The organism is Acidobacteriota bacterium (assembly GCA_022562055.1).
GTDB lineage: Bacteria > Actinomycetota > Acidimicrobiia > Spongiisociales > UBA5794 > BMS3BBIN02.
In genome coordinates, this window is sequence record JADFQA010000057.1 from 1 (window position 1) to 11603 (window position 11603).

Sequence of the window (11603 nt, forward strand, 5' to 3'; positions counted from 1 at the left end):
CCAGAGATGGCCGCGTTGTCCGGCGTGTCATTCGGCGGAGTTGCAGCGGTCCGCTAGCCCTACCGAAACTGCGTGTCTTCTGGCGGCGCCCAGTCCTGGCTAATCGTTCCGGCTTGTGGGTACCCGGGTTCGTAGTCGTAGATGTTCATACCGTCCGTGCCTTTCTTGATCAATAGCCACAGGACGTAGAACCCACCAAACGGGACGACCGCAATCAAGGTGCTTTGGGGAAGTACTGGCGTAGCAGTCCGTTGGTGCCTCGTTGCCAGGGTGACTGCGGGTTCAAGAAGTAGATCGCGACACCGGTGTCGATGCGGAGCTGGGCGTGTTGGGCCATCTCTGCGCCTCGGTCCCAGGTGAGCGAACGCCGAAGCTGTTCGGGCAGTGTGGTGATCGAGGCGGCGATGGCGTCCCGCACGGCTTCGGCACCGTGACCAGCCAAACGACTTCCAACGGCAGGAGATAGCCCAGTAGCAACGCTGGCTTCCTCACTCGACAACCCACCAGCGATGCCTTCCCAGAACCGCTCAAGATGCTCACGACGCCACACCGGCGGGCGCAACGCACGATCAGCCGCACGATGTCTCCTCGTACCCATCCCAACTCCTCACACTCAAGGTGTTGCAACGACCATTTGAATCCACCTACGGCACCGGCCGTCGGTGCCGGGCTTTCACTTGCAGGACAGGAAGCGAACGGTGGTCTCCATCTCTTCGAGCACCTCAGCCAGCGCGTTCACGGTGGCGTCGATGTCCTCGTCTGTGGTGTGGTGGGACAGCGAGAACCGCACAGCACAATGCGCGGATTCGGGCGCTCTGCCCATTGCGATGAGGACGTGGGTGGGGTCGGGGTTGCCGGTCTTGCAGGCGGACCCTGACGAGAGTGCGATGCCGTGCTGATCGAGGGCCACCACCAGGGATTCTCCCCGGAGCCCGGGGAGGGTGAGGTTGAGTGTGTTGGGCAGCCGGTTGTCGCGGTCGCCGTTGAGTGCCGCACCGGGTACCAGCCGGCGGATCTTCTCCTCGAGTCGGTCCCGTAGCTCTGCCAGCCGGTCCCCGCTCGCCACCCGGTCGGGGGCAAGATCCGCGGCTCTACCCATTCCCACGATGGCGGGGACGTTCTCGGTGCCGGCCCGGAGTCCGCGTTCCTGCTTTCCTCCGTGGATGAGCGCCTCGAGTTCGACACCTTTGCGCACGTATAGCGCCCCAACCCCCTTGGGGCCGTGGAACTTGTGGGCCGCGATGCTCAGGAGATCGATGCCGAGGTCGTCGACGTCGACGAGGATCTTTCCCACCGCTTGCACTGCGTCGGTGTGGAAGAGCGCCCCTCTATCGTGGGTGATCCGGCACAGCTCCTTGATGGGCTGGATGGTGCCGACCTCGTTGTTGGCCATCATGATCGACACCAGGATGGTGTCGTCACGCATCGCCATCGCGAGCCGTTTCGGGTCGAGCCGTCCCCATTCGTCGACGTCGAGGTAGGTGATGTCGTACCCGATACGCTCCAGGAAGGCTGCTGCCCCGAGGACTGCGGGGTGCTCGATTGTGGTGGTGATGAGGTGGCGGCCCTTGTCTGTGTATCTGAAGGCGACACCTTTGAGAGCCAGATTGTCGGCCTCGGAGCCGCCGCCGGTGAAGATGATGCTTCGCGGGCGGGCGTTGATCAGCCGCGAGATCTGGCGGCGGGCCTGGACGATCGCTTGCCTGGCGTCTCTACCGGAGCGGTGGATACTCGAAGGGTTGCCGTGGGAGGCCCCAAGGTACGATGCCATTGCTTTGCGCACCTCGTCGTCGATCTCGGTGGTGGCGTTGTTGTCGAGGTAGATGCGTCGTTTCGCGGGACGAGGCTGTGCGAGCGGCCGGGTGGTGTCGGCGACGTGGGCCCGGGCGGTGCGCCGCGTGGCCTCGGTACCTTCTTCTAGCTTCATGACTTCGCACAGGAGCGCCTTGTATACGGGGAATCCGGAGATCTCGTCGTAGTTGTCGAGGTCGGTGAGGATGTTGACGTTCCACTCCTGCCAGGGCTCCGGGCCCACTGCGGTTCCCCCACCCATGTTCGCTTCGATGGCGCCCTTGACGATCCCGTCTGTGACTCTGGCGCGGAACGGTACTGCGCCGCGTTTCGTGGAAACCTCGACGAGGTCACCGGTGTTGATTCCGCGCTCCGCGGCATCCTCCAGGTTGATTTCCACAATCGGTTCGGGGCTGTCTTTGACGAGGTCGCCGACCCCGTGGTGCTGCGAACGGAAGTCAGTCTGAGGTCGCGCCCCCGAGTTGAAGACGAGGGGGTAGTCCTCGGCCACATCGGGAGCGGCGATGGGTCCCTCGGTCGGCTCGGTGTACTTGGGGAGGGGCTCGTAGCCGTAGTCCTCGAGGATGGTGGACCAGATCTCGAACTTGCCTGTCGGGGTGTCGAACCCTGGGGTGCCGTCGTGGCGCAGTCCGCCCTTCTGCCATTTCTTGTACTCCATCATCGGCGTTGGGAGCTTCACCCAGCCACCCGCCTCTCTCACGTCCTCCACTGTGAACCCGGATCCGTCGAGCGCTCGGCGAATCATCTCGTCCTCAGTCTGCGGGAACAGGTGCCCATGGCCGAGTCTGCGAGCAAGCTCAGCCATGATCAGGTAGTCGTTGCGAGCCTCCCCAACTGGTTCGATGACCTTGTCCCGCAGTCGGAATATGGGACCGTACGTCATGTAGGAGTCGATCTCGAACATGGTGGTTGCCGGCAGCACCACGTCGGCGTAGCGGGCGTCTGCGGTAAGGTTGCGGTCGATGCACACCACGAAGTCCAGCTTGGAGAGTGTCTCCTCCCAGATCGGTGTCTGGGGCCATGAGGTGAGGATGGAGGCGCCGTGGATGATTAGTGCTCGAATCGCGTAGGGATCCTCGTGCAGCACAGCGTCGACCAAGCTCGATGCGTGGCCCTCGCCCCGGTACTTGGAGTAGAGCGGGAACTTGTCGAAACCCACCGCCCGACCGATGTCGGGATTGGGCTGATTGCATGACCGGTTGATCGGAAAGTGCGTGTCGAGCATTGCGAGCCCGATGCCACCGGGCACGTCGAGTTGGCCAGCGAGGGCAAACAACGAATACACGGCTCGGATCGCCTGAATGCCGCTGTTGGAGTACTCGAGGCCGCTGTACATCAGCGGACATGCGCCGGTGGCTCCTGCGAGGCGCCGGGCGAGGTCCCGAATGGTGTCCGCAGGCACGCCCGTGATGGTTTCGGTCACTTCCGGGGAGAAGTGTTGGACGTAGCTGCGCAGTTCCTCGAAGCCGTGGCACCAGTTGTCTGCGAAGTCCTCGTCGTAGAGGTCCTCGTCAATCAGCACTCCGATCATGGAGAGGGCCAGGGCCGCGTCGGTCCCTGGGCGGATCGGAACCCATTGGGCGTTGCCGAGTTCGACCGTTTCGGTGCGGCGAGGGTCGATCACCACGATGTCGGCCCCGCGAGCCGTTGCCGCTTCGAGCCGATGCATGTCGAGGGGCGGGGAGTCGGTGGCCGGGTTGGTGCCCCAGACAAAGAGCATCTCAGCGTTCTCGATGTCGCTGAACATGTCGATGAGCATCCGGCCCATCGTCACGTGAGGGGCGATGATGGCAAACGAGACGTAACACAGCGCGCCAACCCCCATCGTGTTGGGCGAGCCGAAGGGAAACAGCACGTTTGATGCCGACGAGACCGGAGCCTCCCTGGGCTGGTACATGTCGCACAGCGACAGCTCGAACGCCCCCCGGCCCGTGTAGACGGCGGTCGCCTCCGCACCAGACTCCGTCTTGATCCGCTCGAGATTCTCGACGATCAGATCGTAGGCCTCATCCCACGAGATCTGCTCGAACTCGTGGGTTCCCTTGGGACCCACCCGTTTCATCGGATAGCGGAGCCTGTCCTTGCTGTACACGATGTCCCTGGCGTGTGCCCCCCGTCGGCACAACATGCCGAGCGGGTGGCCATCATCGGGTGCAATCGTTTCCAGCCTGCCGTCGCGAACGCCGACCTTCACCCAGCATCCGGCAGGACAGATACCACAGATACCGCTACTGATGTCTAAAACTGGCTCCGTCACTTCTTTCGGAATGACCATGACTCATGCTCCGTGTAGCTCCGGCCCCCAGCCACGATAGCTCTGCGTGACCGTCCGCTTTCGTCCTCGTCAACAGGTGTCACGCCTGACCAGAACAAGTGTTGAGGCGTTGATGTCGCTCGAATCGTGTGTTCCCTGCCCGAGGCGCTAACCGGTTGGTGTCCATGTGACCTGTGCCCCGATGTTGAATCGAGTCACCTCAGACCAGAGAGCAACGGTTCCGAGGATCTCAGCGATCGCCTCGTCGTCGTACCCGTGACGGTGCAAGCCGGCAGTGTGGGCGTTTAGGCAGAAGTCGCATGCGTTGATGGCCGCCACTGTGAAGGCGATGACTTCCTTGGTCTTGGCGTCGACCTTGCGGGGTTCGAGCACCTTGGCCATATGGTCGTTGATCGACTCCAAGTAGGTCGGGTCGTTGGCGAATGCCTTGTAGATGTCGGGCAGGAAGCCACCGTAGCGAGCCTTGATCTTCTTGTATGTCTGCTGTACACGCTCGCTGGCTTCCTCTTCCTCGATGAGATCTAAGGTCGGCATCCGGCTTCTCTTCTTCTGGTGGTCATAGCTTCTCTTCTTCTGGTGGTCATACCCGTCACATCAACTCCGAGTTGAACGTCCCCATCCTGGAACAATCTGAGAGTCGTATTTGGCGTGCTCTTCTCCGAATGAGAACTCAGGTGTCTGCTTGAATATTCCGAATCGCCCTGGGTTTTGTTGAGGCAGCTAAGAAGCTTGGCATCACCCATTGACTACGAAACTGACTACGAAACAGAACATGCCAAATTAGAATCAGGAACGGCCGAAGCCGCATAGTTGAACCTTCCACGATCTGGGGGGAAGCTCAGTGGGCAGGCCGCCAAAACTGGTACGGGAGGTCACCTGCCGTGTCTCAAGGTGACGGTGGAGATCGCCGAGGTGCGAGGCCTTACCCCAGGCGAGGACGCCGTTTCGCCTTCGCGCTTTCCGGAATGGACCGAACCTGAGCAGTTCGCCGAGTTCGCAGCAGAAGTTCGTGAGCGAACCGGGGGGATCCCGATCGGGTTCAAGCTGTCAGCACAACACGTCGAAGACGACCTCGAGGCTGCGCTCGAGGTGGGTGTCGACTATGTGATTCTTGATGGGCGTGGGGGAGCGACCGGTGCGGCGCCACTGTTGTTCCGTGACAACATATCGGTTCCGACGATCCCGGCGTTGGCGAGGGCACGGCGGTTCCTCGACGAACACGCACCCGATGTCACCCTTGTCATCACCGGCGGGCTGCGCACACCTGCTGACTTTGTGAAGGCAATGGCGCTTGGAGCTGATGCGATAGCCCTAGCAAACGCCCCGCTTCAGGCGATCGGCTGCCTGGGCATGCGGGCGTGTAACACGAATAACTGCCCTGTCGGCATCGCCACCCAAAAGGAGCACCTCCGTGCGCGTCTTCCTGTTGACGAAGCGGCGCACCGGCTGGCGCGGTATTTCGGGGCTGCTGTCGAACTCATGCAGGTACTAGCGAGGGCATGTGGTCACTCCAGTCTGAGCGATCTGACTGTTGACGACTTGACGACTTGGAAACCAGAGATGGCCGCGTTGTCCGGCGTGTCATTCGGCGGAGTTGCAGCGGTCCGCTAGCCCTACCGAAACTGCGTGTCTTCTGGCGGCGCCCAGTCCTGGCTAATCGTTCCGGCTTGTGGGTACCCGGGTTCGTAGTCGTAGATGTTCATACCGTCATTGCCTTTCTTGATCAACAGCCACAGGACGTAGAACCCACCAAACGGGACGAGCGCAATCAACAAGAACCACCCCGAATGGTTCGTGTCATGCAGTCGGCGGACGGCGGCGGAAAGCCCTGGCAGGAAAGTTGCCAGTCCGAAAATCAACGATAAAGTGGCTAACCCGCTAGCGCCCGCAGTGGATAGGAATACCGAAACCACCGACGTGAAAAGGGCGAACCACCAGTACTCGGGTTGCGTTGCGCGGCCTGAGAACGTCGCGTACTTCGAAAAGCAGGTGGCGATGGATTCGGTGAATGTCACTGTCTCTCCCGGTTCAGTTGCATGTGCAATACTGGGTCTTCGAGTGCAACGTTAGCCGAGTGCTCTTCTGGAGGCCTCTCCGGAGGTGGTGAGGATCGCACGCGAGAAATCGGCCGTACCGGAGGCAGTGGTGGCCGATTTTTCGCTGGATTGACTCGTGTTGGCTTGGTTATTTGCTGATGTCGGCGCACAGGTCAGGGCGGCCGGCGAACCGATCGTTTTTGAGTTCAGTGATGTGGGCTGACGCCAGATCGAGGTTGAAAGTTAGGTACATGCGGAGCTCCTTTCTGGAAGTCTCTGTTGGTGCTGTCAGTTGTCTTGGCCGAGGAATCGGCGAAGCAGCGAACCTGCGTCTCCAACATTGGTTGATCTGAGTTGGTAGTAGTTGTCGTCGTCCGTAACGACAACTCTGATGAGTCCGGCTCGCCGGAGCGCACCAATGTGGTGGTGAGCTGTCGACTTGGCGAGGCCGGTGTGGTCGGTGAGTTCTCGGAGTGTGGTGTTGCCCTGTGAGATGAGCTTGAGCATCGACAGCCGTCTTTCGTCTCCCAGCGCCTTGAACAGGTCCACCAAGTACGCCGGCGGTGCTTCGGGGTCCGCGTTGAGAACTTCGTCGGTCACCGAGTAGCAAACAATTCGGGTGCCTTCGTGTTCGCACAGCAGAGCCCATGGTCTGATCGCAATGGAGGGGATCAGCAGAATTCCGGCGACCTGTGGACCAATCTCGAGAGCGACGCCGCCTGTCGCTTCCTCTACGAGATCAGCAGGGGACATTCGCCTTGCCATCGCTCGCTTTTCCTCGGCGGACCGTTCGAGTATCGCCATGCGGTCCGCAAGCTCCGGTTCGATTTCTGTCTCAAACTTTGTCAGAATCGAAATGAGCTTGTCGCCGAACTCCGCGGGGGAGGTGCTGGGCAAGGCGGTGGCGTTTTTTGCTGTGTGCTCGGAGTTCGTTCTACATTCCAGGATATGTTCGAGCGCTTTCTCGTCGAGTCGGCGGATCAGGTCGGAGACGGTCTTGACGCCCGGTTCCGTTGCGATTCCGATGAGGCTCGGCCAGACTTGCTCATTGTCGCCGAGGGCTTGCAGCATGCCGAGAATCTCTGCGCCGGCGTGTTCCATTAGGTCGAACGTAACCGTGTCGGCGTAGTCGGCGCGGCTACCGTGGCTCCACACAAACAAGTGCGTCAGAGCCTCGTAAACAGGCCGCGCTTCAACGGTGATAGAGAACGCCGGCGCCGACGCTGTGAAGTCGTGAATTTTGGTGTCTGACTGTGCCATGTGATGGAAACCGTATCGTTCGATCTATATCGAACTATACGACATCGACGGACAAACGTCAAGAAGAACGACAGTAGCCGAACGGCACGATCGGAGGGGGTTGGGGGAGGTTATTCGGCGGGGGTTGGGGGGCGTGTTGGTTTGTACGCTTGTGCGATCCACGTCGCTAGGAACATTGCCCGGTTCACTTCGATATCGTCGTGTTGTACGGCGGCGGCGGCGAGTGACAGGTTCCTGTTCTCCGCCATAGCTGATGGAAGGTCAGACGAGGCCGTCTTCCACGCCCCTGGAGTGCGCGCTTCGTCCCAGTCGAGATATCGGAAAAAGCTCGCAAATATCACGGCCCGATTGATGACATCGCTCCATATGGTTGTCGGCAGGCTCGAGAAGAGATCTATCCCGTATGACTCGCCGTTCTCCATTGCGAGATCGACGAAAACTGCGGCGTAGAGGTCATTGGAACCATCCGTGCACACCGCAAACGCCTCCCACGCCTGCTCGATGGCGCCGTCGGGGGGAGTCGTGAGATACACCCGGTTGTCGATAGGGAGCAACTCGATGGCGAATCGCCACGGTGCGGTGTCGCCTTCATCCCACTCGAACGTTACGAGGGGTCGAAGACCGGTTTGCTCGCCGATCACTTCGTACGACGCCTCTTCCGACTCGAGGTCGTCGAGAGTGTCGAACGCAATGGCCGCCAGATCGACGGGAGCGTCGGGGAGCAGCACGACGAGTCCGTCGCTTTCGAGACGCGGCGTCTGGAACCAGGTAGCCAGCTCGTCTTGAAATGGCGTGAGATCCATCACCGTTCGCTCATCCCCGTAGTTCCGCGTTCGACGCACCGGTGCGAAGCCAGTCGAGATCCCACTGCACCACCTGCGGCGTTCGTATGTGAGCATACGGTACAGCACCAGGCCCGGCGACCCGAGAAAGACGACATTCTGGCCGGAACCAACGAGTAGAGCGTGCGGTCCACGTTGTTACACTCCTGGACAGTTGGGGCCCGTAGCTCAGGTTGGTAAGAGCAGGCGACTCATAATCGCTTGGTCGCAGGTTCAAGTCCTGCCGGGCCCACCATGTCCTGTCGGGCGACATCGGAGACTGAATCCCCTCGAAAAGTTGGAGACGCTGGTATTCCCTAGGTATGCCGGAGTCAATCTGCCTGGGTTGCGTGGGCGGTAGCCGGGTTCTCGTGGTGGATCTTTCTTGGTTGATCGGGCTGCGCATTCCGAGGCTGAGTGTCGGCGTTGCTGGTCCAACGGCACACCGCTGCGACGACCGTTGGGGTCGTGAAAACCGGGTTACGCAAGCCTTCTAAGACGGGGAGAAAGGTTGTAGAAGCGTGTGGTGGCCGTACGCGACAACTTGAGCAGCCCACGCGATTCGAGACTCTCGAGAATGTGCCGAACAATAAGGCTCGGGAAGCCGGTGGCCTCGGTTAATTCGGGAACAGTTCCCTGGTCCTTGGCCCACCCGGCGAGCCGTGCTGAGACTACGTCGACCTGCCGTTCGTAGTCAGCCCCGTCGGATCGGAGAAAGCGCTCCATTCCTGCGTGCTTGAGGGTGAAATAGCGCATCCCTTCGAGTCCAGCGCTCAGTGTCCGTCGGACCTCGATGTACCGCAGCTCGTCGAGCACTTCCAGTGACTCAATTGCCGTCTCGCGGTCCATGTCGAACTCTTCGAGCAATGTCTCGAGAAAGTCGGCCGTTACGAACCTGGTTCCCGAATCTCTCACCGCCTCTTCACCGGCTGCGCGAAGGACAACACTGTCTGTGTGATTTAGTCCCGAATGGTCGGCGGAGGCAGAGGACGCATATCGCGGTTGCTCGCCGACCTCAGGCGCCGCTCCACCTCCGAACACTGAGCGGACTACACGATTTACGACATCCGTGATGTCGGATGTGTCGGCCACGGACTCAAATAGGAGATGCTGGATGGCTTGTGGAAGATCCGTTGGAGCAAGCCCGTCGAGAACGATCGGGATCAACCGGCTGCCGGTTTCGATCCTCTTTACGATTCCCGCGTCGAGTTCCTCGACTACCCATGGCTTCGACAAACTACTCCTAGAGAGGACGACGATCATCGCGGACGCGCTGCCGATTCCCTCCTCGAAGATTTTTTCGACGAGGCTGTCACCTGGGAGCATCTCCCATCGGTCGACCCAAACATCCAAACCACGTCGGCGTAGTGCCCGGGCAAACGGTATGACAAATCGGTCTTTGTCCTCGCTGGCGTGGCTCAAGAACACACGAGGGGCCTTAGGGTCTGACATACCGGCAACGTTAGCGCGGCACAGTGACAGCGTCCTCAACCTACATCGACCTGCTCGTCAGTCAGACGACGTAACGAGGGCCTGCACCAGCGCCGATTTGCGGAAGCGGTTCGTCTATCGAGTCAATCCATTCCGAACGCGGAGCGGCCCGGTCGGCTCCCTCAAACTGCGTGAACTCGACAAGACTTGGTAGGAGTGCCTGAATCGCCTCGTCAAGGCCGGTGGTGGAAGCAAAGTCAGGCATGAAAACCACTTTACAAGAACCACGCTGCTGTTGCGGGGTGAGTGAGGTCTCGTTCGGCAATATGGATGACCTTCTGTTCAGCTGCGACGTGGACACTGGATTCCCGCCCACCACGAGGCGGATGTGAACTGCATTGGCCCCGGTTCCCTTGTGGAAGTACAAACCCTGAAATTCGGACTTGTCAGGAGCAGTCGTCGTGGGGGAGTAACGGAGGCACCGCTTGGGCTCCACCTCAAGAATCAGAGGGCTGCATTGGTCTAAAGATTGGTGTTCCCAGGGTGCCTCTGTGTTTGTCAAGCAGCGTTTTTGAGGGACGCGTAGACGGCCTGACGGCGTTGTTCGTCGGCGAGCATGCGACGCCAGACGTGGGCGGCGATCTTGCGTTTGAGGCAACGCATAGCCTCGTTGCGGGTCTTACCTTCGTCGATCTTGCGGTCGAAGTATCGACGGCCGGCGCTCTTGGGCATGCGTACCTGGGTCACCGCGATCAGATGCACAGCGGAGTTCAGTTTGCGGTCGCCACTGCGGGAAAGCCGATGGGTGACACGTTCACCGCTGGAGACCTCGATCGGGGCGACCCCGGCGTAACTCGCGAACGCGTCGGAGCTACGGAACCGCGATGGTCGTCCGGTGCGTCCAATGAGCCGGGCTGCAAGCACGGGTCCGATCCCGTCGACCTCGAGTAGTTGACTGCCGTAGTCGTCGAGCGCTTCGGTCATCTGGGCTGCGATCAAGCCCAGTTGCGAGTCAAGACTGCGGATTTCTCGCACCAAATCCCAGCCAAGCATCTTGCGGATACGCTCGGTAGCTGTCGCTGGCCTGATCTTGCGCAGAACCTCGGCTGCGGCGTTGGCCTTGAGCGACGTGGGTACTCCGCCAGGGATCAGGTCTCTCAACAACGCGTGGAGCTGGTTGACTGATCGGACCCGCTGAGCAGCGAGGTTCGCCCGCCGTTCCTCAAGCAGAGCGAACACGGTTGTTTCGTCCTCGGCCGCCACGACTGCAATGTCGCCCTGGAGCGCAGCGACACTCGCAGCCGCCGACGCGTCGATCACATCGTTCTTGCGTCGCCCGCCACGCGACAGCTCCCGCACCCGTGCCGTCGCCGAGGTCGCGACATCGACAACGGCTTCATCGCGAGCGACCAGCCACTGCGCCAAATGACAGCCAAGCCCCTTGGCGTTCTCGACCGCCCATCGACGCTGAGGGAACTGTCGGCCCCAACGCAACAACTCTCGATAGCCAGCCAGGCTTGCATCGACTCGTAGCGACGACACGGGCGTGTTGGTCGCCGGGTCGACCGCGGTTGCGGTGTGGCTGGCCTTGTGCGGATCGATTCCGATAATCATGACATGGTCCTTTCAATTGATGAAGACCACGGTCGGCATGCCGACTTGGAGACCCACACACGGGAATCATGCCTCTGTTGAGCCAGACCGCAGCCAGCCGCCAGCCCGGAGGCACACCCTGGGAGAGCCAACCCGGAGGCGGCAGGCGATTCACGAGCCACCCCGGCCAACGACCTACCGGACACTAGAACCCTGAGGGCGCACAAACCGGTCCCCACATACAAGTCGGCGACTCAATCTCGGTGCAAGCGTCCACTGTCGGACATGAGGGCAAGTGGCGGAAGATCGGCTGGGTGTGGACGTTCGCCAAGTGGGCTTGATGCCATTGGTTGTGCGGTCTCCGTTTGGTGAGTG

At 60.8% G+C, this 11603-nt stretch carries 10 protein-coding genes, 1 tRNA gene and 1 pseudogene; 2 read left to right on the top strand and 10 right to left on the bottom strand.

Translation table 11 applies throughout. The features are described from left to right. Nucleotides 1–59: 59 nt before the first annotated feature. The 4 genes and pseudogenes from IIC71_14380 to IIC71_14395 all read right to left on the bottom strand — a co-directional run bounded on the left by IIC71_14380 (nt 60) and on the right by IIC71_14395 (nt 4621). On the bottom strand, nt 60–218 hold the full coding sequence (locus IIC71_14380; protein MCH7670370.1) for a hypothetical protein: 159 nt from the start codon (nt 216–218) through the stop codon (nt 60–62). A gap of 5 nt (nt 219–223) precedes the next feature. Next, a pseudogene (locus tag IIC71_14385) lies at nt 224–442 on the bottom strand (IS30 family transposase). A gap of 231 nt (nt 443–673) precedes the next feature. Then, nucleotides 674–4087, bottom strand: a complete 3414-nt coding sequence (locus IIC71_14390) for an IscS subfamily cysteine desulfurase (protein MCH7670371.1) — start codon at nt 4085–4087, stop codon at nt 674–676. A 147-nt stretch (nt 4088–4234) separates the two neighbouring features. Then, a complete protein-coding gene (locus tag IIC71_14395; GenBank protein ID MCH7670372.1) occupies nt 4235–4621 on the bottom strand; it encodes a carboxymuconolactone decarboxylase family protein in 387 nt (128 codons plus the stop codon). Between the two features lie 276 nt (nt 4622–4897). Here IIC71_14395 and IIC71_14400 point away from each other — a divergent pair, with 276 nt between their 5' ends. Then, a complete protein-coding gene (locus IIC71_14400; protein ID MCH7670373.1) occupies nt 4898–5698 on the top strand; it encodes an FMN-binding glutamate synthase family protein in 801 nt (266 codons plus the stop codon). 2 nt (nt 5699–5700) lie between these two features. Here IIC71_14400 and IIC71_14405 read toward each other — a convergent pair whose 3' ends face one another. The 3 genes from IIC71_14405 to IIC71_14415 form a co-directional block, all read right to left on the bottom strand. Continuing rightward, nucleotides 5701–6102 (bottom strand): DUF805 domain-containing protein, encoded by a 402-nt coding sequence (locus tag IIC71_14405; GenBank protein ID MCH7670374.1) that lies wholly within the window; start codon nt 6100–6102, stop codon nt 5701–5703. A 309-nt stretch (nt 6103–6411) separates the two neighbouring features. Further along, nucleotides 6412–7383, bottom strand: a complete 972-nt coding sequence (locus IIC71_14410; protein ID MCH7670375.1) for a winged helix-turn-helix transcriptional regulator — start codon at nt 7381–7383, stop codon at nt 6412–6414. A gap of 110 nt (nt 7384–7493) precedes the next feature. Then, on the bottom strand, nt 7494–8186 hold the full coding sequence (locus IIC71_14415) for a hypothetical protein (GenBank protein ID MCH7670376.1): 693 nt from the start codon (nt 8184–8186) through the stop codon (nt 7494–7496). Nucleotides 8187–8382: 196 nt separating this feature from the next. Here IIC71_14415 and IIC71_14420 point away from each other — a divergent pair. Next, nucleotides 8383–8460: transfer RNA gene (locus IIC71_14420), tRNA-Ile, on the top strand. Between the two features lie 224 nt (nt 8461–8684). Here IIC71_14420 and IIC71_14425 read toward each other — a convergent pair. The 3 genes from IIC71_14425 to IIC71_14435 all read right to left on the bottom strand — a co-directional run bounded on the left by IIC71_14425 (nt 8685) and on the right by IIC71_14435 (nt 11249). Further along, complete coding sequence (locus IIC71_14425) at nt 8685–9656, bottom strand: toll/interleukin-1 receptor domain-containing protein (GenBank protein MCH7670377.1); 972 nt, start codon at nt 9654–9656, stop codon at nt 8685–8687. 61 nt (nt 9657–9717) lie between these two features. Then, nucleotides 9718–9900: a hypothetical protein gene (locus IIC71_14430; protein ID MCH7670378.1), complete on the bottom strand. Its 183-nt coding sequence runs from the start codon at nt 9898–9900 to the stop codon at nt 9718–9720. Between the two features lie 293 nt (nt 9901–10193). Further along, the gene (locus tag IIC71_14435) at nt 10194–11249 is read right to left on the bottom strand and encodes an IS110 family transposase (protein ID MCH7670379.1); all 1056 of its coding nucleotides are present in this window, start codon (nt 11247–11249) and stop codon (nt 10194–10196) included. Between the last annotated feature and the right edge of the window lie 354 nt (nt 11250–11603).

Coding starts and splice junctions, on each gene's coding strand:
- IIC71_14395 (MCH7670372.1), bottom strand. CDS start 4,621: ATGCCGACCTTAGATCTCATCGAGGAAGAGGAAGCCAGCGAGCGTGTA.
- IIC71_14425 (MCH7670377.1), bottom strand. CDS start 9,656: ATGTCAGACCCTAAGGCCCCTCGTGTGTTCTTGAGCCACGCCAGCGAG.
- IIC71_14430 (MCH7670378.1), bottom strand. CDS start 9,900: ATGCCTGACTTTGCTTCCACCACCGGCCTTGACGAGGCGATTCAGGCA.
- IIC71_14410 (MCH7670375.1), bottom strand. CDS start 7,383: ATGGCACAGTCAGACACCAAAATTCACGACTTCACAGCGTCGGCGCCG.
- IIC71_14390 (MCH7670371.1), bottom strand. CDS start 4,087: ATGGTCATTCCGAAAGAAGTGACGGAGCCAGTTTTAGACATCAGTAGC.
- IIC71_14415 (MCH7670376.1), bottom strand. CDS start 8,186: ATGGATCTCACGCCATTTCAAGACGAGCTGGCTACCTGGTTCCAGACG.
- IIC71_14435 (MCH7670379.1), bottom strand. CDS start 11,249: ATGATTATCGGAATCGATCCGCACAAGGCCAGCCACACCGCAACCGCG.